Source organism: Streptomyces sp. NBC_00285, from assembly GCF_036174265.1.
Lineage (GTDB): Bacteria > Actinomycetota > Actinomycetes > Streptomycetales > Streptomycetaceae > Streptomyces.
The window spans coordinates 1,052,346-1,073,561 of the sequence record NZ_CP108055.1 but is presented as its reverse complement, the minus strand read 5'-3'; the positions used below and the strand labels follow the sequence as shown (position 1 = coordinate 1,073,561).

Below are 21,216 nucleotides of genomic sequence, written 5' to 3'. Positions count from 1 at the left end.
CACATGTCAATGTCGAAAGGGTCGAACGTTCCGGTGCCGACGACGGCACTGCGCGTCGAATTGAGCTGGCGTTCCGGACCGGGAGTCCCTCACGCGGATGCCTCGGCCCTGCTGCTGGTCGGAGGAAAGGTTCGCTCCGACGCCGACTTCGTCTTCTACAACCAGCCCGAGCACGTCTCCGGAGCGGTCCGCCACGAGGGCAAGCGGACCGACGGTGCACAGGTGACCGACACACTGCTCGTCGACCTCGCGCGCGTGGAGCCGTCGGTGGAGACCGTCGTGCTCGCCGCTTCCGCGGACGGCGGGACCTTCGCGCGGGTTCCGGATCTGTGCATCGAGGTCCGGGACGCGGCGCAGGGCACTGTCGCCGCACGGTTCGACAGCATGGACGCCACTGTAGAAACCGCTTTCGTCCTCGGTGAGTTCTACCGTCGTCAGGGCGCCTGGAAGTTCCGTGCCGTGGGGCAGGGGTACGACAGCGGACTGGAAGGTCTGGCAACGGACTTCGGAATCACCGTGGACGAACCCCAGCAGGCCGCGCCCGTCACCGCGCCCCCGGTCAGCGCGCCCGCGCCGCCGCCCCCGCCCACCGCGCAACCGGTCCGCCTCACCAAAGTCACGCTCACCAAGTCGGCTCCCTCGGTCTCCCTCACCAAACAGGGCGGCACCTCGGGTGCGATGCGCGTGAACCTCAACTGGCAGGTGCACAAACAGTTCTCGGGCTGGGGCAGCAAGCGCGGCCGCGCGACGGCCATGCACGCGGACCTCGACCTCGACCTGTGCGCCCTGTACGAACTCACCGACGGCCGCAAAGGCGTCGTACAGGCACTGGGCAACGCCTATGGAGCCCTGCACCAGCCGCCGTACATCCAGCTCGACGGCGACGACCGCACCGGTTCGAACGCCGGCGGCGAGAACCTCACCGTGAATCTCGACCACACCCGGGACTTCCGGCGCATCCTCGTCTTCGTGACCATCTACGAGGGCGCGCGGTCCTTCGCCGACCTGCACGCCACGGTCACGCTCCAGACGCAGGATGGCGGCCCGATCGAGTTCTCCCTCGACGAGTGCACCGTGCCCTCGACGGTGTGCGCCCTCGCCCTGATCACCAACACCGGCGACGACCTCGTCGTCCAGCGTGAGGCCCGCTACCTGGTCCCCGACCGGGGGGTGAGCCCGCAGCGCACGGTGGACCACGTCTACAACTGGGGCATGAACTGGACGCCGGGCCGTAAGTGAGGCTTCACCGCTCCTCGCCGACGACGGCGTCCGGGCGGGCGTAGGTACGGCCCTTCCAGGCCGCGCCGCGCCCCCTGTAGTGCTGCACCGCCGAATCGACCGTCATGAGGAGGTACAGGAACGCGGTGAAGGGCAGCAGGGGAGCGAGCCACAGCGGCTGCCGGTAGTAGCGGAGCATGGGGACGTAGGTCCCCGTCATGACCAGCCACGCGAGCGCACCGAGCAGCAAGGCCGCCGAGCTGCCCGTCACCGGGCCCAGGACGACGGCGGCGGGCGGCACCAGATAGATCAGCGCGAGCCCGGCGACCGTCCCGAGCAGTACCAGGGGGTTGTGGCGGAGCTGGGCGTACGCACTGCGCGACACCATCCGCCACAGGTCGTGCAGCCGGGGATAGGGGCGCACGCTGTCCACGCGCTCGGCGAGACCCAGCCAGATGTGGCCGCCCCCGCCCTTGACGGCCCGCGCGAGGGCCACGTCGTCGATGACGGCATGCCGGATGGCGTCCGGGATCCGCGCCCGCTCGGCGGTCTCGGCGCGCAGCAGGACACAGCCCCCCGCCGCGGCCGCCGTCCGCGCGCCCTTCCGGCCGATCCTGCGGAACGGATACAGCTGCGCGAAGAAGTAGACGAACGCCGGTACCACGAGCCGCTCCCACAGGCTCTCCACCCGCAGCCGGGCCATCTGCGAGACGACGTCGAAGCCCCCGGCGTGCGCGGCGGCGACCAGCCGCCGCAGGCTGTCAGGCTCGTGCGCGATGTCGGCGTCCGTCAGCAGCAGATACTCGGGGCCACACGCGTGTGCCAGGCCGATGCCGTGACGCACCGCCCACAGCTTGCCCGTCCACCCAGCGGGCGGCTCCCCGGGCGAGGACACGGTCAGCGGCAGCCCACCGAGCCGGAGCGCCAGTTCACGTGCCAGTTCGCCGGTGCCGTCAGAGCTGCCGTCGTCGATGAGGAAGACCTCCGCCCGCCCGGGATAGTCCTGGGCGAGCAGCGAGGGGAGGCTCGCGGGCAGCACCTCCGCCTCGTCGCGGGCCGGCACCACGACACCCACGCAGGGCCAGACCCCCGGATCCCGCTCAGGCGGCAGTCTCACATCCGTGCGCCAGAAGAAGCCCTGACAGAGCAGCAGCCACAGCCAGGCGGCGAGAGATACGGCGGCGGTCCACGCGATGGCGCTCACGCGCGAAGTCTGCCCCACGGGACCGGCCCCAAAGGGCTCATCGTCTATCGTGGCCGGGTGAAGATCGCGCTTTTGGACTCCGGAATCGGCCTGCTCGCGGCCACCGCCGCGGTACGGCGACTGCGCCCCGACGCCGATCTCGTGCTCTCCCTCGACCCCGACGGCATGCCCTGGGGTCCCCGGACACCCGACGACATCGTCGCGCGCGCGCTGGGCCTCGCCGAGGCCGCCGCAGCCCATGGTCCCGAGGCCCTGATCATCGGCTGCAACACAGCCACCGTGCACGCCCTGACCGCCTTGCGCGCCCGCCTCGAACCCGGCCTTCCGGTCATCGGCACCGTCCCCGCGATCAAGCCGGCCGCGGCAGGCGGTGGGCCCTTCGCCATCTGGGCGACGCCGGCCACCACGGGCAGCCCCTACCAGCGCGGCCTCATCGACGAGTTCGCCGACGGAGTGCCGGCCACGGAGGTGCCCTGCCACGGTCTGGCCGAGGCGGTGGAGCACGCCGACGAGGCCGCGATCGACGACGCCGTCGCCGCGGCCGCCGCCCTGACGCCCGAGGACGTGACGACCGTCGTGCTGGGCTGCACCCACTACGAACTGGTCGCCGAGCGCATCCGCGCCGCCGTACAGCGCCCCGGCCGCCCGCCGCTCGTCCTGCACGGCTCGGCCGGAGCTGTCGCTGCACAGGCGCTGCGCCGGATCGGTGAGCAGCCCGCCCCCGAGGCGGCGGCCACCGGCACCCTCACGGTGCTGCTGAGCGGACGCGAGGCCACCGCGCTGCCCGCGGCCGCCCTGGCCTACGAGGAAGGCCGGCTCCTGCGGACGGCCACCCCCGCCCGCTGACCGCAGGCGACCGCGGCAAAAGCCCCCGCCCGGCGCAGTCACTCTCCGCGACGAGCTACCCGTACGGCGAAACCTGAGTAACCTCGTAGGCATGAGGGACCATCCCCACGGCGAGCACACCTCGCACCACACCGACGTCTGGACCGGCCGCGCCTCCAACCGGATCCAGTGGCTGCTGGCGCTCGGCGGTGCCGCGATCGTGGCGCTGGGTGTCGAGCTCGCCGTCGACTCGGCGTGGACCTCGGGTGTCGCCCCGCTCGTCATGTCCGTGGTCGGCTGTATCGCGGCGGGACTCCTGGTCCTCTTCCTCACGCTCGCCTTCGTCCATGTCGCCCTCAGGGTCGACATGGAGTGCCTGGAGGTGCGCTGCGGCCACATCGGCGTGCCGCGCCGCCGGATCCCGCTGGAGCACGTCGCCGGTGCCGAGTTCGCCCCGCACGTCAACCCGCGTCAATGGGGCGGCTGGGGCTACCGCTGGCGCCCGGAGAAGGGCACGGCCGTCGTCGTACGCCGGGGTGAGGGCGTGGTCCTCCAGTTGTGGGACGGCCACACGTTCACGATCACCGTGGACGACGCGGAGGCCGCCGTACGCATCATCCGGGACCGGCTGCGGTCCGGGGCGACGGAGCCGCGGCGCTGAGGCCGAGCGCGTCGGTCACTTCGTGGACGCCTCGTCGGTCAGTGGGTGAGCCGTCGCCAGGCCCGCCAGGAGACCCGCGCCCACCGACACCATCGTGAAGCTCAACGCGTTGCCGACGGCGGAGATCGCCGCCAGCACCGTCAGGGCCGCACCCGCGGTCAGGGCGACCGGAGTGGAGCGCGGAGAGCGCCACAACGCGTACAGGAGCCAGCAGAAGGCCGCCGCGAGCAGCGCCACCCCGACCACGCCCTGCTCGGCGGCGAGCTGAAGCGGTGCCGAGTGCGGTTTCCCGTCGGGCAGCAGGGACTGGGCCGCCGTCGTGCTGAGTTCGCCGAAGCGCCCCGGCCCGACGCCGAGCGCGATGTCCTCGCGGGCCAGGTGCAGGGCCTCGCGCCACAGCTCGATCCGGTGCGGGGTGAGCCCGCCGCGCAGCGTCTCGGAGAGCCCGTCCGGCACCGCGTTCCCGGCCACCGCCCAGGTCAGGCCGGTCACAGAGGTCGCGGCGAGGGCGAGACCGGCGATGCCCGGCCCGCGGCGGTGCATCCGGCCGGCGGCGAGCGAGCACAGCACGACCGCCGCACAGGTGATGAGCCCGGAGACCGAGCCCAGGGCGGCCGAGGCCGCGGCGATGCCGACGGCGAGCAGCCGGAGGAGGAATCGCAGGGCGGGCACAGCGGTGGACCAGGCGGCGCAGCACGCGGCACCGGCGGCGAGCGTCAGCAGGGCGGCGGTGGCGCCGGCGTGACCGAGCGGTGCGACGAGCTCGGGCCCCGGCGCCAGCTGGGGGAGCCCCACCGCGAGGCCCAGGCCCGTCAGCGCGGCGCAGCAGGGTGCAGCTACGGGGAGCAACGCCCCTGAGATCCGGCCTGCGGCGTACCCCGCGGCGACGGCCAGCAGGGCGAGGAGGGCGCCCTCCGGACGGCCGTCGTGCGCGGCCGCGGTGATCAGCGACCAGGTGGCACTGACCCCGAGCACCAGCACGCCCACCGCGTCGGAAACGTTTCGTCTGTCGCCGTCCTCCTCGGAACCGGCCACAGTCGTCATCCCCGTGGAATCCACCCCGCCCCCCGAACCCCGGTCCCCCGACCTGTGGCCCCGCCGCCCGGACGCTACCGGCCCGTACGGCGGGGACTTCGGCACACCGTAACTGCTGATGGGTGATTTGTGGACGAGTTGTGTCGGGTCGGCCCGGTCACACAGTGCTTCACGAGCCCGGTCGCGGGCCACGGTCACCGGGCGGACCGGGCCGACGACGCCGAGGTCAGCCGCCGTACACTCCCTGGGTGACCGTCACCGCAACTTCCGTGGACGAGTCGGACCAGCTGGAGCCCCGGTCCGCGCCCGCCTCCCGCTGGGCCGCCCGACTCCGCCGTCTCGTCCCGGCCGCCGCCGCGGCGCTCTCCGGAGTGCTGCTCTACGTCAGCTTCCCGCCACGCACCCTGTGGTGGCTCGCCCTGCCCGCCTTCGCCGTCTTCGGCTGGGTGCTGCGCGGCCGCGGCTGGAAGGCGGCCTTCGGCCTCGGCTATCTCTTCGGCCTGGGCTTCCTGCTGCCGCTGCTCGTGTGGACCGGCGTGGAGGTCGGCCCCGTGCCCTGGATCGCGCTGGTCGCGGTCGAGGCGGTCTTCGTCGCCCTGGTCGGCGTGGGCGTCGCCGCGGTGTCGAAGCTGCCGGGCGGGCCGGTGTGGGCTGCGGCGGTGTGGATCGCCGGCGAAGCGGCACGCGCGCGTGCGCCGTTCAACGGCTTTCCCTGGGGCAAGATCGCGTTCGGACAGGCGGACGGCGTGTTTCTGCCGCTCGCCGCGGTGGGCGGCACGCCCGTCCTGGGTTTCGCCGTCGTCCTGTGCGGCTTCGGCCTGTACGAGATCATGCGGCTGCTCGTGGAGCGGCGGGGGACCGGTGCCGTACGGCGTCCGGCCGCGGCCGTTGCCCTGCTGAGTGTGGTCGTACCGGTGGTCGGGGCGCTCGCCGCCCGGACTCTGGTCAGCGACAAGGCCGAGGATGGCACCGTGACCGTCGCGGCCATCCAGGGCAACGTGCCCCGCGCGGGCCTCGAGTTCAACGCCCAGCGGCGTGCCGTGCTCGACTACCACGCGCGTGAGACGGAGCGGCTGGCCGCCGAGGTGAAGGCCGGCAAGGTCGCAAAGCCCGACATCGTGCTGTGGCCGGAGAACTCCTCCGACGTCGACCCGTTCGCCAACACGGACGCAGCCGCGGTCATCAACGCGGCGGCCAAGGCGATCGACGCGCCCATATCGGTCGGCGGCGTCGTCGAGCGGGACGGCAAGCTCTACAACGAGCAGATCCTGTGGGACCCGGTGAAGGGCCCCACGGACACCTACGACAAACGGCAGATCCAGCCGTTCGGCGAGTACCTGCCGCTGCGTTCACTCATCGGCGCGCTCAACAAGAACTGGACCTCCATGGTCCGCCAGGACTTCAGCCGGGGCAGCAAGCCGGGCGTCTTCCAGATGGCCAACGCCAAGGTCGGCCTGGTCACCTGCTACGAGGCAGCGTTCGACTGGGCCGTGCGGTCCGAAGTCACCGACGGCGCACAGCTCATCTCCGTGCCGAGCAACAACGCCACCTTCGACCGCAGCGAGATGACCTACCAGCAGCTCGCCATGTCCCGCGTCCGCGCGGTGGAGCACAGCCGGACCGTCACCGTGCCGGTGACCAGCGGGGTCAGCGCGATCATCATGCCGGACGGGAGGATCACCCAGAAGACCGGCATGTTCGTGCCCGCCGCACTGGTGCAGAAGGTGCCGCTGAGGTCGACGGAGACCCCCGCCACCAAGCTGGGCATCCTGCCCGAGATGGCCCTGGTACTGGTCGCCGCGGGCGGGCTCGGCTGGGCGATCGGCGCCGGAGTGCGGGGGCGTCGCGCCGGTGCGGCGTGAGCGTACGCACGCCGCGCGGCAGGGCGGCAGGGCATGTGCCGAGCGCATACCGGTGACGCGTGGCCGTCCTGCGGTGGTCCTTTCCGTCAAGATCGCCGGAGAGGCGCCACCGGCCGGTTAGGGTCGAAGTCATGGCTACCCCTGACTTCATCCGCACCCTGCGGAGTTCCATCGGTCACGACCTCCTCTGGCTCCCCGGCGTCAGCGCCGTCGTCTTCGACGACGAGGGCAGAGTGCTGCTCAACCGCCGCTCGGACACCGGCAGGTGGTCGCTGCTCGGTGGCATTCCGGAGCCGGGAGAGCAGCCGGCGGCCTGTGCCGTGCGCGAGGTCGAGGAGGAGACGGGGGTGCGCTGTGTCGTCGAGCGGACCGTCGTGGTCCAGGCGCTCAAGCCCGTGACCTACGACAACGGCGACACCTGCCAGTACATGGACATCTCGTTCCGCTGCCGGGCCGTCGGCGGCGAGGCACGGGTGAACGACGACGAGTCACTGGAGGTGGGGTGGTTCGCGGTGGACGCCCTGCCGGAGCTGAACGAGTTCGGACTGCTGCGGATCAAGCAGGCGCTCATGGACGCCCCCACATGGTTCGAATCTACGAGTTCTGACTGAACTATGGGGTGGGACCACATGTGGTGAGGGCCCGGGGCTGCCTAGGGTCGGAGCATGACCGCTAGCAGCGACCTCCCGGGACCCCATGCCCCCACGTTCGACCTCGGCGGCCGCACCGCTCTTGTCACCGGTGCCGCCGGCGGCATCGGCCGCGCCTGCGCGCTGCGGCTCGCGGCAGCCGGGGCCAAGGTGAGAGCGGTCGACCGGGACGGGGCTGGTCTGGAGGCACTCGTGGAACGGTCCGCGGGGCTGGCGGGCAGCGTGGAGCCGCATCTCCTCGACCTGACAGACCTGGACGCCGCCGAGCGGGCCGCCGCGGGCGCCGACGTGCTGGTCAACAACGCCGGCGTCCAACTGGTGCGCCCCATCGAGGAGTTCCCGCCCGAGGTGTTCCACACGGTGCTCACCGTGATGCTGGAGGCGCCGTTCCGTCTGATCCGCGGCGCCCTGCCGCACATGTACGGACAGCGGTGGGGACGGATCGTGAACGTCTCCTCGGTGCACGGTCTGCGCGCCTCGGCCTACAAATCCGCCTACGTGGCCGCCAAACACGGTCTGGAGGGCCTGTCCAAGACGGCGGCCCTCGAAGGCGCCCCACACGGAGTGACCTCGAACTGTGTGAACCCCGCCTATGTGCGCACCCCGCTCGTCGAGCGGCAGATCACCGACCAGGCCCGGGCCCACGGCATCCCTGAGGAGCGAGTGGTGTCCGAGGTGCTGCTCCAGGACAGCGCGATCAAGCGGCTCATCGAACCGGAGGAGGTCGCCGAGGCCGTGGCGTACCTGTGCAGTCCGCAGGCGTCGTTCGTGACGGGCACGTCGCTCGTTCTCGACGGTGGCTGGACCGCGCACTGAACGGCACCGGTCGGCACGTCTCCCGGTCCGGAGTTTTCCACAGGCCCGACGGGGTGAGCGCACGATGAGCAATCCTGTGAGCATGTCCAGCGATCACGTGCAGTCCGCCGCACGCTCCACCGGCAGTGCCGAGGCGCCCTTCCTCGACCTGCTGGCCAGGGGCGCGTCCGCCGACGCCTACGAGCAGCCGGTGCTGATCGCCCGCGCCGAGGGGCGGCCCGCCGACCGGATCGCCGCGCTCGAGGAGGCCAAGGCGCTCGCCCTGCGTGTGCGCTCCGAACTGGAGGGCCGACGCCGGCGGGAGGCCGAGCTGTCGGCCTTGTTCGAGACCGCCCACGACCTGGCCGGGCTCAGAGACCTGGACGCGGTGCTGCGGGCCATCGTGCAGCGCGCCCGGTCGCTGCTCGGCACGGACGTGGCGTACCTCAGTCTGAACGACCCGGCTCGGGGTGACACCTACATGCGGGTCACCGAGGGCTCGGTCGCCGCCCGCTTCCAGCAGCTGCGGATCGGGATGGGCGAAGGTCTCGGCGGACTGGTCGCCCAGACCTCCCGCCCCTACGTCACCGACGACTACTTCAAGGACGACCGCTTCCGGCACACCCTTGCCATCGACGCGGGCGTACGGGACGAGGGCCTGGTCGCCATCCTCGGTGTGCCGCTCACGCTCGGGCACCATGTCATCGGGGTGCTGTTCGCGGCGGACCGGCGTGCCCGGGTCTTCGAGCGGGAGCAGATCGCGCTCCTCGGCTCCTTCGCCGCTTTGGCCGCGGCCGCCATCGACACCGCCCACCTGCTCACCGAGACCCGCTCGGCCCTCACCGAACTGGAGCGGGCCAACGCGATCATCCGGGACCACAGCGCTGTCATCGAGCGCGCCTCCGACGTCCACGACCGGCTCGCCGAACTGGTGCTGCGCGGTGGAGGGGTGCACGACGTGTCCGCAGCCGTGTCCCACATCCTCGACGGCACCGTCGAGTTCGCCGAGACGGCACCGGCGGGGCCGCTGGAGACCTCCCGGGCCGAAGGACACGCCGTACGGCACAAGGACGACTGGATCGCCGCCGTCGCCGCGGGCGGCGAACTCCTCGGCGCCCTCGTGCTGCGCGGCCATCCCGGCCTGGACCCCGTCGACCAGCGCACGCTGGAGCGCGCCGCCATGGTCACCTCGCTGCTCCTGCTCGCCCGCCGCTCCGCCTCGGAGGCCGAACAGCGGGTGCGTGGCGAGCTTCTGGACGACCTGCTCGACGCCCGTGACCGCGACCCACGTCTGCTGCGCGAGCGTGCCGCGAGGCTGGAGGCCGACCTCGACGCCACCCACGTCGTGCTGGCCGCCCGCCTGGACGGCCCCGCAGCCGACGCCGACCAGGAAGCGGCCGCCCGCAGGCGCCTGTGGTCCGCGGCCTCCCACCTCGCCGCCACCCGGCACGGTCTGGCCGCCACCCGTGACGGCGGCACCGTCCTGCTGCTTCCCCTCGCCACCGGGGACACCGCCACCGAACTGGCCCGCCGCACCGCCGGACACCTCGGCACGGCCGTCCACGAGGCGGTCACCGTCGGCGCCTCGGCACCGGTGCGCGACCCGGCAGACCACTTGGACGCCGTGGCCGCAGCTTACGAGGAGAGCCGGCGCTGCCTCGACGCACTGCGTCTCCTGGGCCGCTCGGGGGACGGTGCCGCCGCCGAGGACTTCGGGTTCCTCGGGCTGCTGCTGGCCGGAGACCGGGACATCACGGGGTTCGTCGACCGGACCATCGGCCAGGTCGTCGCCTACGACGACCGGCGCGGCACGGATCTCCTGCACACCCTCGATGCCTACTTCGCCTGCGGGATGAGCCCGGCACGCACCAAGGACGAGTTGCACGTCCACGTGAACACCGTCGCCCAGCGGCTGGAGCGCGTGGGCCGTCTGCTCGGCGAGGACTGGCAGAGTCCCGCCCGTGCCCTGGAGGTGCAACTCGCCCTGCGGTTGCAGCGGTTGCGGGCGACACCACGGCACGAACCTCCGAAGCCCTCGTAGCCCCCGCGCACACGGACGTACGGGGGCCGGCCGGGTCCGGGGGGTCAGGCGGTCCGGGCATCCGCTGCAGGGGACGTGGCCGCGCGCTCGGCCCCGCCGGCCGGATCGACGTCGGCCAGGTCCCGGTGGCGGGTCTCCTTGGCGACACCGACGGCGACGACCGTCAGGACGGCCGCGGCAATGACGTAGAGGGCGATCGGGGTGGAGTTCCCGTACTCGGAGAGGAGCGCGGTGGCGACGAGTGGGGCGGGCGCGCCGGCCGCGACGGAAGCGAACTGGGCGCCGATGGAGGCACCGGAGTACCGCATCCGGGTCGCGAACATCTCGGAGAAGAAGGCGGCTTGGGGTGCGTACATGGCACCGTGCAGCACCAGACCGACGGTCACCGCGAGGATCAGGTTGCCGAATCCGCCGGTGTCGATGAGCGAGAAGAACGGGAACATCCACAGACCCACGCCGACCGCCCCGAACAGGTACACCGGGCGGCGGCCGATCCGGTCCGACAGCGCGCCCCAGGCGGGGATCACGGCGAAGTGCATGGCCGACGCGATCAACACCGAGTTGAGGGCGGTCTGCCTGGAGACACCGGCCGACGTCGTGGCGTAGACGAGTATGAACGCGGTGATGACGTAGTAACTGATGTTCTCCGCCATGCGCGCCCCCATCGCGACCAGCACATCACGCCAGTGGTCCCGCAGCACGGACACGAGCGGCAGCTTCTCGGGCTCACCGTCCCGCGCCGCCTTGCGCGCCTCCGCCTGCGCCAACGCCCGCTTGAACACGGGGGATTCGTCGACGGACAGCCGGATCCACAGGCCGACGACCACCAGGACACCGGAGAGCAGGAAGGGAATCCGCCAGCCCCAACTGCCGAACGCGGCATCCGACAGCACGGCGGTCAGCAGCGACAGCACACCTGTCGCGAGGAGCTGCCCGGCCGGCGCCCCGGTCTGCGGCCACGAGGCCCAGAATCCACGCCTGCGCGCGTCGCCGTGCTCGGACACCAGCAGTACGGCCCCGCCCCACTCTCCGCCCAACGCGAATCCCTGGACCAGGCGCAGCACGGTCAGCAGCACGGGTGCGGCGGTGCCGACCGTGGCGTGCGTGGGCAGCAGGCCGATCGCGAACGTCGCCCCGCCCATCAGCAGCAGACTCAGCACCAGCAGCTTCTTGCGGCCCAGCCGGTCGCCGTAATGCCCGAACACCAGGGCGCCGAGCGGGCGGGCGGCGAATCCGACGGCGTACGTCAGGAACGACAGCAGTGTGCCGACGAGCGGGTCGGAGCCTGGGAAGAACAGCTTGTTGAAGACCAGGGCGGCCGCGGAGCCGTAGAGGAAGAAGTCGTACCACTCGATGGTGGTGCCGATGAGGCTGGCGGCGACGATGCGCTTGAGGCTGGCGGGGGGTGGGGGAGCGGTCGCGGGGGAGGACATCGGCACCACTTCCAAGGGATAGGCGGGGACATGCTCGTGTCGCCATACCGTAGGAATGCGCACGTCAGGCGCACATGTGGCGGGACACCATAGTTCCGCGTGAGGAAGTGCGCGTGACCGCCATGAGAGCGGTGCCGGGGCCTTTGGGAGCGCGCTGGCGCGGATGGCGTGGCCAGGCTTGAGGGGGGATCAGGGAAGGTGGTCTGTCTGAGCTAACGTTCGGTTCGGCGAGTGACCCATGAGGAGCTGAGGCATGCCCGGTCGTCCGAGCGCGCGTTGACGTTGTAGGCCGTGATCGGCCTGTCATCGCGTGCTGCCCTTGTTGTTGCGGCACAGCGAGCCTTTCCCTGCCCTGAACCGTCGGTGCACTTCCCTGTGCGCGGCGGAGGGCCTCGTTGTCGGCAATCCAAGGGATCCCCGTGCCGTCCGCTTCCTCTGTTCAATCCGATTCCGGTCGACCTGCGCACTCTCTGTGGCGGGACTCCGACTTCCGCAGCCTCTGGATAGGTCAGACCGCCTCCCAACTCGGCGAACACACAAGCCTGTTGGTGCTGCCGCTCTTCGCTGTCCTAACACTCGACGCCAGTGCCGGCCAGGTGGGTGTGCTCCGTGCGGTGGGGCAGGCGCCGATTCTGCTGCTCACGCTTTTCGTCGGCGCGTGGGTGGACAGATGGCGGACCCGTACGGCCATGGTCCTCACGGACGTCGGCCGGACCCTGGCGCTGGGCGCCGTCGCCGTGGCCGGTCTCTTCGGTTGCCTCGGCCTGCCCGCCCTGCTCGTGGTCGCCTTCGCCGTCGGGGCTCTGTCCGTGTTCTTCGACGTGGCGTACCAGGCGTCTCTCGTGCGGCTGGTGAAGCGCGATCAGCTGGTGCGCGCCAACAGTGCGCTCGAGGGCAGCCGGTCCGCGGCGCAGATCGGCGGTCCCGCCCTCGGTGGTGCGTTGGTGTCGGTGCTGTCGGCGCCGATCGCTGCCGCCTCAAGTGCGCTCTTCTTCGCCCTGTCGTTCCTGTCGGTCCGACGGATCCGCAGGACCGAATCGATCCCTGAGCGCTCGGGACATCCCCCTCACCTAGGGCGACGGATTCGCGAGGGCCTGCGTTTCGTCGTGAGCGACAGTTCGCTGCGGACCGTGTGTCTGGCCTCGGCGGCCTTCCAGTTCTCCTTCACGGCCATGATGACCGTCTATCTGCTCTTCCTGCCGCGGGAACTGCACCTCTCGGGCACCGCAATCGGGCTGGTGCTCGCGGCGACGGGGCCGGGCGCGCTCCTGGGCTCGGTGCTGGCCGCCCGCCTGCCGAGCCGGTTCGGTCACGGCGCGGTACTTGTGTCCGCTGCGGCACTCGGGGACGGCGCGTTCCTCTGGGTGCCCGCCCTGCACGGCACCTCTGCGGCAACGGTTCCCGTGCTCCTCGTGGTCAGCTTCGTGTTCGGGACGGGCGGACAGTTGGTGAACGTCACGGTCATGGCCGTCCGGCAGGCCGTCACTCCGGACGGGATGCAGGGCCGTGCGGCCGCCACGATCACGTTCGTCGGCATGGGGCTGACGCCGCTCGGCTCCCTGCTCGGCGGATTCCTCGCGGGGGAGTGGGGGTTGCGCAGCAGTCTCCTCGTGACGGCCGCAGGCATGATGCTGTCGCCCGTGGTGATGGCCTTGTCTCCGCTGGCCCGCCTGGGACGGGCGCTTCCAGCGGGCACAGGGCCCGCCCACTCACCCTCGCCCTGACGCCCGGCGGACCGGTGGACGGCAGGACCACCGTGACATCAGAGTGCCCTGATGATGGTCGGAGGGATTCCGGTGTCGTCGACCGCAACACCGTCCGCCGCTTCCGTGACAGCGAACTCGATGTGCGATTGTGCGATCCAAGGCCGCGGTACTGGACAGGTGTCCCCGCGAGGGGGTTGCCGGGAGCCAGGGCGAGCTTGGTGCCTGACCGGGGCGGGGCCTGCTCCGTACCGTAGGCCGCCCACCGTCCGAGGGTGAACCCGCCGCCCTCTTGCCGGACCTCCACGGCGCACGCCACGCCGAAGTGTGCCGGGATGACCAACTCCCGTTCCGCAGCGGCGCGTTCGAAGACACGGCGGCGGCTGGTCACTGCTTGCTCCGCGTCCAGGCAGAAGCAGCTGTTGCAGGAGGGCGTGAGGATCTGCACCGGGTTGTGCAGTAGGTCGCCGACGAAGACCGCTTGATCGCTTCCGGATGCGAGCCGCAGTACGGACGAGCCCGGCGTGTGGCCCGGAGCGGACTCCAGAGTGAGGTGGTCGTCGATGCGATGGGTGCCGTCCCACAGGACGCTCTGCCCGGCCCGGTGGACGGGCGCGATGCTGTCCTCGTAGATCAGCCGGTCGTCCTCCCGGCGGTCGTTCCCGTAGGCGTTGTCCGGTCCGAAGTGGAAGTCGTCCGTGGCGGGGATGAGGTACTGGGCATGGGGGAACGTGGGTTCCCATCCTCCGTCCGTACCGACGGTGTTCCACCCGACGTGATCACCGTGGACGTGGGTGTTGACGACGACGTCCACGTCCTCCGGCCGGACCCCGGCCCGTGCCAGCTCACCCAGGAAATCACCCTGCCAGTGGTGGAACCGCGCCGAGCCGGGCCGCTCGCGCCCGTTCCCCACCCCGGTGTCGACCAGGACGGTCCGTCCGCCGCTGCGCAGCACCCAGGTCTGCAGCGTGATCACCGCCCTGTCGCTGTCCGGTTCCCAGTGATCCGGCGCCAGTCAGTTCTCGTTGCCCTTCCACACCTCGGTGCCGGACTCCGGAACCAGACCGCGGGCAGGCGGGGCGATCGGCCTCCGCATGAGGGTCTTTGATCGCACCCGACCGCGCTGAGCTGGCGAGAGACGGGGGGTACGCGCGTTCTCCGAGTGTCAGGCTCCCAGCGCCGCCAGAACCACGGACCTGGCCTCTTCCTGGACCTGGCGCAGATGGTCCGCGCCGAGGAATGACTCCCCGTAGATCTTGTAGACGTCCTCGGTGCCCGAAGGGCGGGCCGCGAACCAGGCGTTGGCGGTGCCGACCTTGATCCCGCCGAGGGCGGCACCGTTGCCGGGGGCCTCGGTGAGCACCTGGGTGACCGGCTCGCCGGCGAGGGTGTCGGCGGTGACCTGGCTCGGGGACAGCTTGGCGAGCAGCGCCTTCTCCTCGCGGGTGGCCGGGGCGTCGACGCGCGCGTAGGCGGGGGCGCCGAAGCGGTCGGTGAGCCGCGCGTAGTGCTCCGAGGGGGTCTTGCCGGTGACGGCGGTGATCTCCGAGGCGAGCAGGGCCAGCACGATGCCGTCCTTGTCGGTGGTCCACACCGAGCCGTCGCGGCGCAGGAAGGACGCACCCGCCGACTCCTCGCCGCCGAAGCCGAGGGTGCCGTCGGACAGGCCCTCCACGAACCACTTGAATCCGACGGGGACTTCGACCAGCGGACGGCCTACGTCCGCCGCGACCCGGTCGATCATGCTGGACGACACCAGGGTCTTGCCGATCCCGGCACCCGCGGGCCACTGCGCCCGGTGGGAGAAGAGATACGAAATCGCCACGGCCAGATAGTGGTTGGGGTTCATCAGGCCCGCGTCCGGCGTGACGATGCCGTGCCGGTCGGCGTCGGCGTCGTTGCCGGTGGCGATGTCGAACCGGTCGCGCTGCTCGATGAGCGAGGCCATGGCGTACGGCGAGGAGCAGTCCATGCGGATCTTGCCGTCCCAGTCGAGCGTCATGAAACGCCAGGTGGGATCGGCGAGCGGATTGACCACCGTGAGGTCCAGCGCGTGCTGTTCGGCGATCCGGCCCCAGTAGGCGACCGAGGCGCCGCCCAGCGGATCGGCGCCGATCCGCACGCCGGCCGACCGGATCGCCTCCAGGTCCAGCACGTTCGGCAGGTCGGCCACATAGGTGCCGAGGAAGTCATGGCGTCCGGTGCCGGGTGCGGCCAGCGCGCGGCTGTAGGGGATACGCCGTACGTCCTTCAGCCCGCCGCTGATGATCTCGTTGGCGCGGTCCTGGATCCAGGTGGTCGCCGCGGACGCTGCGGGGCCGCCACTCGGCGGGTTGTACTTGAAGCCGCCGTCTGCGGGCGGGTTGTGCGAGGGGGTGACCACCACACCGTCGGCGAGCCCGGAGGTGCGGTTGCGGTTGTGGGTGAGGATGGCGTGCGAGACGGCCGGGGTGGGTGTGTAGCCGTCGGCCTGGTCGATGAGCACGGTCACCTCGTTGGCCGCGAACACCTCCAGCGCGGTGACCCGGGCGGGCTCGGACAGGGCGTGGGTGTCGGCGCCGAGGAAGAGGGGGCCGTCGGTGCCCTGTGCGGCGCGGTACTCACAGATGGCCTGGCTGGTGGCCGCGATGTGGTCCTCGTTGAACGCCGTCGTGAGGGACGAGCCGCGGTGGCCCGACGTGCCGAACGCCACCCGCTGACCCGGTTCCGCCGGATCGGGGTGGAGTGCGTAGTACGCCGTGACCAGGCGGGCCACATCGATGAGGTCCTCGGGCCCGGCGACCTGTCCTGCTCGCGCGTCCTGCATGTCCCCGCTCCTCCGTCGACCATTGAGTACGGCTCTCATTCTCCCCCGCCCAGCCCGCCGGGACGCGCAGGGGGCGGTCGATGTGGTCCGGGCTCGACGGGTGCGGGTGCGGGTGCGGGTGCGGGTGCGAGGGAGGGCGGCGCACCGACACGCGGCACGCGCATCCGTCACCAACCGCCGCCGCCAGGCCGTTCCCGGCCTCGACGCGGCCACCCGACAGGACGTCCTCCATGTCACCGCCCGCGCGGGGACGGCCCTCGACCTTCGCCCACCCGGTCGCAGCCCGACGCGAACTCGAACGCCTCGCAGCGATCGCGCGACGCCGGGGTGTGAAGAAGTGAGGCCGAGCCGTCGTGACCCGGTGGCCCCGAGTGAGTAGGTGCCGGTGTGTCTGCCTGTCACCCGGCCCTCTCGCAGTCCACATCCTGTGCCGGCGGTCACGGATACCTGGAAGGGGAGGGAGTGGCCGCCGCGACCTCCCCAGGTGTGACGGCCCCTCCCCGACAGGCATTGCTCCTGCTACCCGGAGAATCCGCGCCCATACCCGGCTCGTTCCGCCTTTCATTGACCCTCGAAAGGCCGCTCGGCCGACTGTGATGTCACGCCGGCCAATCGGTCCATGGGCACTGTGACAGCGCTGTACCGGTATCCGGTGAAGTCGATGCTGGGGGAGAACGTGCCCTCCGTGACGATCACGGAGCGAGGCGTTTCCGGGGACCGGGTACATGCGGTGCTCGATGGATCAGGTGCGGTGGGAAGCGCCAAACACCCGGGAAAGTGGGGGGACGTGCTGCGCTGCCGCAGTCGCCTGGACGACGCCGGTGTGGTCCGGGTCGTGCTGCCGGACGGTACCGCCCTGTCGGTGGAGGACCCCGAACTGAGCGTACGGCTCTGCACGTTGCTGGGCCGTGAGGTGTTCGTCTGTGCCGTGGTGCCCGAACACGTCAGACTTGAGCGCGCGGTGCCGGACTACGAGGGCGGTGTGCCCGCGGTGTTGCGGAAGTCGGCCTTCGTCGACGAGACCGGGGAGCGCGTCACGACGGGCAGTGTCGCGCCCGGGACGTTCTTCGACTTCGGCAGAGTCCATCTGGTGACGACGGCGGCCCTGGACCGGATGCGGACCGTGTATCCCGGCGGGGACTTCGACGCACGCCGCTTCAGGCCGAACCTCGTCGTGGACGCCGGCGATGCGCCGGGATTCCCCGAAGACGCCTGGCTGGGCGCACGGCTGCGGGCAGGGGCGGCACTGTTCCGGGTCGTGGTGCCCACACCGCGCTGTGTGATTCCCACCCTCGGTCACGACGAACTGCCGCCCGACCCCGGCATCATGCGCGCGGTCGCCCGCGATCACCGCATACCGGTGTTCGACCTGGGCCGGCTCTCATGCCTCGGCGTGTACCTGGACGTTCTGGAGGCGGGCACCGTTCGGGTGGGGGACGTGATCACGCTGCAGGAGAGCGTGTGACTGCTCGCCGATGCTGACGCTGTGGCCGCTCCAGAGAGACCTACGTTGCAAGTGGCCCTGGTTCAGCCCTTGTTGGCGCCGAGGGTGAGTCCGCTGACGAACTGGCGCTGGAGTACGAAGTAGACGATCAGGGTGGGGATCGCGGTGAGGAGGGCGCCTGCGGCGACGAGGTTGGGGTCGGTGAAGTACTGGCCGGAGAGGTTGTTCAGGGCCGAGGTGATCGGCATGTTCTCGCCGGTGGAGATGAGGACGATGGCCCAGAAGAAGTCGTTGTAGATCCAGATGGACAGCAGGGTGCCCAGGGCGGCCATCGCGGGCTTGCACAGTGGCAGGACGATCTGCCAGTACATCCGCCATACCGAGGCGCCGTCGACCAGGGCGGCCTCGGTGAGTTCGTGCGGCAGCATCCGCATGTAGTTGCTGAGGACGAAGGCGCAGAACCCGGACTGGAAGGCGACGTGGATGAGGACCAGGCCGAGTGCGGAGTCGTAGAGCTTGCCGCTCATGGTGATGCCGGGCAGGTCGATGAGCAGGTACAGCCGGTACAGGGGGGTGATGATGACCTGCTGGGGGAGCAGGTTGCCGGCCGTGAACACGAGCAGCAGTGCGATGTTGAGGCGGAAGTCGAAACGGCTGACGTAGAAGGCGACCATCGACGACAGCAGCAGGGTGATCAGCACGGCGGGGACCGCGATGATCAGTGTGTTGCCGAAGTAGTGGAGCATGTCCGACTGTGTGAAGGCGTTCTTGAAGTTGTCGAAGTTGAGGGTGTCGGGCCAGGACACGTATCCCTTGTCGCTGGTCTCGGCGTAGGGGCGCAGGGCGGCGAAGGCCGCCCACAGCAGCGGGGCCAGCCAGGCCAGCGAGGTGCCGGCCAGGAAGACGTGCAGCAGGATCCGGGCGGGGCGCAGCGGGGCGCGTGGCTTGCCCGACCCCGGTACGGGGGGCGGGGCGGTGGTGGTGAGGGTGCTCATGCGCTGCGCTCCTTCCGGAAGGTCGCGATCAGGTAGGGGATGATCACGACGAGGGAGATCACCAGGAGGACCACGGCGATGGCGGAGCCGTATCCGATGCGGCTGGACTCGCCGATGATGTTGTTGGTGATCAGGATGGAGAGCAGCTCGGTGCCCTGGGCGCCCTTGTTGAAGACGAACACCAGGTCGAAGGCGCGCAGGGCCTCGATGATGGTGACGACCAGGACGACGGTGTTGGTGGGGCGCAGGGTGGGGAAGATGACGTTCTTGAACGTCTGCCACTCGTTGGCGCCGTCCAGTGAGGACGCCTCGCGCAGGGAGGGGTCCACGCCCTTGAGGCCGGCCAGGTAGAGGATCATCATGTAGCCGGTGTGGCGCCAGGACGCGGCGATCAGGACGGCCCACAGGTTGAGTTTGGGGTCGCCGATCCAGTCGATGTAGTGGCCGGGTTTGTTGGCGCCGATGAGGCTGTTGATGAGGCCGGTGTCGGGGTTGTAGACCAGCTGCCACACGAAGCCGGTGACGGCCAGGGAGACCACGACGGGCAGGAAGAACGCGGTCTGGTAGACCCGGCTGAAGCGGATGTTCTTGTCGAGCTGGACGGCCAGGAACAGCCCGAACGGGGTCGGGATGCAGATGAGCACGACGAACCAGATGACGTTGTGCTGCAGGGCGGGCCAGAACTGCGGGTTGTCGGTGAACAACTGCTGGAAGTTGTCCAGGCCGACCCATTTGATGGAGTCGAAGCCGATGCCGTCCCAGCTGGTGAAGGCCAGGGCGATCGAGGCGAGGGCGGTGACCCAGACAAGGGCCACGTGCAGGACCGTGGGCACGCCGGCCATGAAGCCGAGCGTGATCCGGTCACGACGGGTCAGCAGACGGTGGCGTCCCTGGGGCACCTTGCGTGGCGTGACACCCGAAGGCGACTCGGTGGACGCCGCCTTCGGTGGCTCGGTTCCGACGGTCATGAGGAGGCGAAGATCGTCTTCTTCTGGCGCTCGACCGAGGCCAGCAGGCTGTCGACGCCCTTGGGGTTCTGCAGGAACTTCTGCAGCGAGGGCTGCATCACCGTCGAGGTGAAGTCCGGGCGCGAGTCACGGTCCATGAACTGCGTGAGGCTCTTCGCACCGGAGATCATCTCGAAGGCCTTCTTCTGCAGCGGCGAGTAGGAGGCGGTGGAGGCCTTGCTGGAGGCGGCCACCACGCTCGGGTCGGCCTTGAGGTAGATCTCCTCGGCCTGGGGCGTGCCCAGGAACTCCATCAGCTTCACCACACCGTCGTGGTTCTTGGGCGACTTGCTGACCATGAAGCCGTCGGTGGGGGCCTCGACGGTGTCCTGCGCGAACTGCGAGTCGATTTCCGGGAAGGCGAAGAAGTCGAGGTCGTCCAGGTCGGCCTTGTTGGTGAACTGCTGCGCCACGAAGGTACCGAGGAGATACATGCCGGCCTTCTTGGACACCAGGGTCTGGGCGGCGTCCTGCCAGGTGCGGCCCATGAAGCCGTCCTGGTGGTAGGGCAGGATCTCGGCCCAGTGGTCGAAGACGTTCTTGACCTTGGCGTCGGTCCAGGAGGCCTTGCCCGCCATCAGCTCGACGTGGAAGTCGTAGCCGTTGGTGCGGAAGTTGATCTGGTCGAAGGTGCCCATCGCGGGCCAGGCGTCCTTGTCGCCGAACGCGATCGGGACCAGGCCGTCCTTCTTCATCTGCTTGCACAGAGCGACCAGTGCCTCCCAAGTGGTGGGGACCTGGTAGCCGTACTGAGTGAAAACGCTCTTGCGGTAGAAGATCGCCCACGGATAGCTGGTCAGGGGCACGAAGTAGTACTTGCCGTCCTCGCCCTTGCTGAGCTTCTTCATGGCGTCGGGGAAGTTGCCCCCGATCTTCTCCCACACGTCGTCGATCGGGGAGGCCAGCTTCTTCGCCGCGAAGAACTGCATGCGGTAGCCAGCGAACCAGTTGAACACGTCGTCCGGCGTGCCCTGGAGGTAGGAGTTGATCTGCTCCTGGAAGGTGTTGTGGTCCTTGGTGTTGACCTTGACCGTGACACCCGACTGCTTCGTGAACGCCGTGTAGATCTCCCCGTAGGCCTTCTTCGGCACGGCGTCGGAGGAGTTGGAACCCAGCGAGACGGTCTTGGGGTCCGAGGAACTGCCGCTGTCACCGCAGGCAGACAGCAAGGGAATGCCTGCGCCCGCGAGCAGGGCGGCACCGCCCGCTCCGCGCAGCAGGCTGCGCCGACCGGGCGAGGGAAGGGAGAGACCCGAGGGGGAGAGCTCATGCATGTTCGGCTCCTGACGGCGTGGTCGTCCCCGGGCGTCGGCACAGCAGCCCGATGGAATGGTGGTGAGGAAGCGCTCGCCAACTGATCAGAATCAAACGTGATCGCACAGACACGATCGGCGGATGCCAGGAAGAGTGTGCGTAGTGTGGGGTCACTGTCAAGACTGTGTAGTGACTGTCTATATGGGTGAACGGGCCGAGCTGCCCAGGTATGTACTCTCCGGCAGATTCAACGCAGTTCAGAGGGCTCGACCTTCGATGCGGT

The 21,216-nt window shown here is 70.2% G+C and carries 16 protein-coding genes and 1 pseudogene; 9 read left to right on the top strand and 8 right to left on the bottom strand.

Features of this window, described 5'->3' with window-relative positions; genetic code table 11:
- Positions 1 to 9 precede the first annotated feature (9 nt).
- Positions 10 to 1,239 carry a TerD family protein gene (locus OHT57_RS05135; RefSeq protein ID WP_328753122.1) on the top strand — a complete coding sequence of 410 codons (1,230 nt, stop codon included), beginning with the start codon at positions 10 to 12 and terminating at the stop codon, positions 1,237 to 1,239.
- A 4-nt stretch (positions 1,240 to 1,243) separates the two neighbouring features.
- Here the strand turns inward: OHT57_RS05135 and OHT57_RS05130 are convergent, their stop codons facing one another.
- Positions 1,244 to 2,422, bottom strand: coding sequence for a glycosyltransferase (locus OHT57_RS05130; protein ID WP_328744803.1), 1,179 nt, complete (start codon positions 2,420 to 2,422; stop codon positions 1,244 to 1,246).
- Positions 2,423 to 2,479: 57 nt separating this feature from the next.
- Between OHT57_RS05130 and OHT57_RS05125 the strand changes: the two genes are divergently transcribed.
- Positions 2,480 to 3,268: a glutamate racemase gene (locus tag OHT57_RS05125; protein WP_328744801.1), complete on the top strand. Its 789-nt coding sequence runs from the start codon at positions 2,480 to 2,482 to the stop codon at positions 3,266 to 3,268.
- A gap of 91 nt (positions 3,269 to 3,359) precedes the next feature.
- Positions 3,360 to 3,908 (top strand): hypothetical protein, encoded by a 549-nt coding sequence (locus OHT57_RS05120; RefSeq protein WP_328744800.1) that lies wholly within the window; start codon positions 3,360 to 3,362, stop codon positions 3,906 to 3,908.
- Between the two features lie 15 nt (positions 3,909 to 3,923).
- Here the strand turns inward: OHT57_RS05120 and OHT57_RS05115 are convergent, their stop codons facing one another.
- On the bottom strand, positions 3,924 to 4,952 hold the full coding sequence (locus OHT57_RS05115; protein WP_328744798.1) for an O-antigen ligase family protein: 1,029 nt from the start codon (positions 4,950 to 4,952) through the stop codon (positions 3,924 to 3,926).
- A 239-nt stretch (positions 4,953 to 5,191) separates the two neighbouring features.
- Here OHT57_RS05115 and lnt point away from each other — a divergent pair, with 239 nt between their 5' ends.
- The 4 genes from lnt (at position 5,192) to OHT57_RS05095 (ending at position 10,291) form a co-directional block, all read left to right on the top strand.
- On the top strand, positions 5,192 to 6,805 hold the full coding sequence (gene lnt / locus OHT57_RS05110) for an apolipoprotein N-acyltransferase (protein WP_328744796.1): 1,614 nt from the start codon (positions 5,192 to 5,194) through the stop codon (positions 6,803 to 6,805).
- 131 nt (positions 6,806 to 6,936) lie between these two features.
- Positions 6,937 to 7,416 (top strand): NUDIX hydrolase, encoded by a 480-nt coding sequence (locus OHT57_RS05105; RefSeq protein WP_328744793.1) that lies wholly within the window; start codon positions 6,937 to 6,939, stop codon positions 7,414 to 7,416.
- 54 nt (positions 7,417 to 7,470) lie between these two features.
- Positions 7,471 to 8,271, top strand: a complete 801-nt coding sequence (locus tag OHT57_RS05100) for a 3-hydroxybutyrate dehydrogenase (RefSeq protein WP_328744791.1) — start codon at positions 7,471 to 7,473, stop codon at positions 8,269 to 8,271.
- An 82-nt stretch (positions 8,272 to 8,353) separates the two neighbouring features.
- Entirely contained in the window at positions 8,354 to 10,291 is a 1,938-nt protein-coding gene (locus OHT57_RS05095) for a helix-turn-helix domain-containing protein (RefSeq protein ID WP_328744789.1), read from the top strand.
- Positions 10,292 to 10,335: 44 nt separating this feature from the next.
- On the opposite strand, the gene OHT57_RS05090 is transcribed toward OHT57_RS05095, so the two are convergent.
- Entirely contained in the window at positions 10,336 to 11,724 is a 1,389-nt protein-coding gene (locus tag OHT57_RS05090; protein WP_328744787.1) for an MFS transporter, read from the bottom strand.
- Positions 11,725 to 12,143: 419 nt separating this feature from the next.
- On the opposite strand from OHT57_RS05090, the gene OHT57_RS05085 reads away from it, so the two are divergent.
- Entirely contained in the window at positions 12,144 to 13,448 is a 1,305-nt protein-coding gene (locus tag OHT57_RS05085) for an MFS transporter (protein ID WP_328744785.1), read from the top strand.
- A 238-nt stretch (positions 13,449 to 13,686) separates the two neighbouring features.
- Here the strand turns inward: OHT57_RS05085 and OHT57_RS05080 are convergent.
- Both OHT57_RS05080 and pgm read right to left on the bottom strand, forming a co-directional pair.
- Positions 13,687 to 14,502: pseudogene (locus OHT57_RS05080) on the bottom strand (MBL fold metallo-hydrolase); the annotation flags it as partial.
- Positions 14,503 to 14,592: 90 nt separating this feature from the next.
- On the bottom strand, positions 14,593 to 16,233 hold the full coding sequence (gene pgm, locus OHT57_RS05075; RefSeq protein WP_328744784.1) for a phosphoglucomutase (alpha-D-glucose-1,6-bisphosphate-dependent): 1,641 nt from the start codon (positions 16,231 to 16,233) through the stop codon (positions 14,593 to 14,595).
- A gap of 619 nt (positions 16,234 to 16,852) precedes the next feature.
- Between pgm and OHT57_RS05070 the strand changes: the two genes are divergently transcribed.
- Positions 16,853 to 17,698, top strand: coding sequence for an MOSC domain-containing protein (locus tag OHT57_RS05070; protein WP_328744782.1), 846 nt, complete (start codon positions 16,853 to 16,855; stop codon positions 17,696 to 17,698).
- 62 nt (positions 17,699 to 17,760) lie between these two features.
- Here OHT57_RS05070 and OHT57_RS05065 read toward each other — a convergent pair whose 3' ends face one another.
- Genes OHT57_RS05065 through OHT57_RS05055 form a run of 3 tightly spaced genes read right to left on the bottom strand, consistent with a single transcriptional unit; the run spans position 17,761 to position 20,953 of the window.
- On the bottom strand, positions 17,761 to 18,672 hold the full coding sequence (locus tag OHT57_RS05065; protein ID WP_328744780.1) for a carbohydrate ABC transporter permease: 912 nt from the start codon (positions 18,670 to 18,672) through the stop codon (positions 17,761 to 17,763).
- Positions 18,669 to 19,640, bottom strand: coding sequence for a carbohydrate ABC transporter permease (locus OHT57_RS05060; protein ID WP_328744778.1), 972 nt, complete (start codon positions 19,638 to 19,640; stop codon positions 18,669 to 18,671). The genes OHT57_RS05065 and OHT57_RS05060 overlap by 4 nt, the downstream gene beginning before the upstream one ends.
- The gene (locus tag OHT57_RS05055) at positions 19,637 to 20,953 is read right to left on the bottom strand and encodes an ABC transporter substrate-binding protein (protein ID WP_328744775.1); all 1,317 of its coding nucleotides are present in this window, start codon (positions 20,951 to 20,953) and stop codon (positions 19,637 to 19,639) included. The genes OHT57_RS05060 and OHT57_RS05055 overlap by 4 nt, the downstream gene beginning before the upstream one ends.
- Positions 20,954 to 21,216 lie beyond the last annotated feature (263 nt).

Bases quoted from the DNA above. Each gene is read 5' to 3' on its own strand.
- OHT57_RS05135 (WP_328753122.1), top strand. From the start codon at position 10: ATGTCGAAAGGGTCGAACGTTCCGGTGCCGACGACGGCACTGCGCGTC.
- OHT57_RS05120 (WP_328744800.1), top strand. From the start codon at position 3,360: ATGAGGGACCATCCCCACGGCGAGCACACCTCGCACCACACCGACGTC.
- OHT57_RS05115 (WP_328744798.1), bottom strand. From the start codon at position 4,952: ATGACGACTGTGGCCGGTTCCGAGGAGGACGGCGACAGACGAAACGTT.
- OHT57_RS05105 (WP_328744793.1), top strand. From the start codon at position 6,937: ATGGCTACCCCTGACTTCATCCGCACCCTGCGGAGTTCCATCGGTCAC.
- OHT57_RS05100 (WP_328744791.1), top strand. From the start codon at position 7,471: ATGACCGCTAGCAGCGACCTCCCGGGACCCCATGCCCCCACGTTCGAC.
- OHT57_RS05095 (WP_328744789.1), top strand. From the start codon at position 8,354: ATGTCCAGCGATCACGTGCAGTCCGCCGCACGCTCCACCGGCAGTGCC.
- OHT57_RS05090 (WP_328744787.1), bottom strand. From the start codon at position 11,724: ATGTCCTCCCCCGCGACCGCTCCCCCACCCCCCGCCAGCCTCAAGCGC.
- pgm (WP_328744784.1), bottom strand. From the start codon at position 16,233: ATGCAGGACGCGCGAGCAGGACAGGTCGCCGGGCCCGAGGACCTCATC.
- OHT57_RS05070 (WP_328744782.1), top strand. From the start codon at position 16,853: ATGGGCACTGTGACAGCGCTGTACCGGTATCCGGTGAAGTCGATGCTG.
- OHT57_RS05065 (WP_328744780.1), bottom strand. From the start codon at position 18,672: ATGAGCACCCTCACCACCACCGCCCCGCCCCCCGTACCGGGGTCGGGC.
- OHT57_RS05060 (WP_328744778.1), bottom strand. From the start codon at position 19,640: ATGACCGTCGGAACCGAGCCACCGAAGGCGGCGTCCACCGAGTCGCCT.
- OHT57_RS05055 (WP_328744775.1), bottom strand. From the start codon at position 20,953: ATGCATGAGCTCTCCCCCTCGGGTCTCTCCCTTCCCTCGCCCGGTCGG.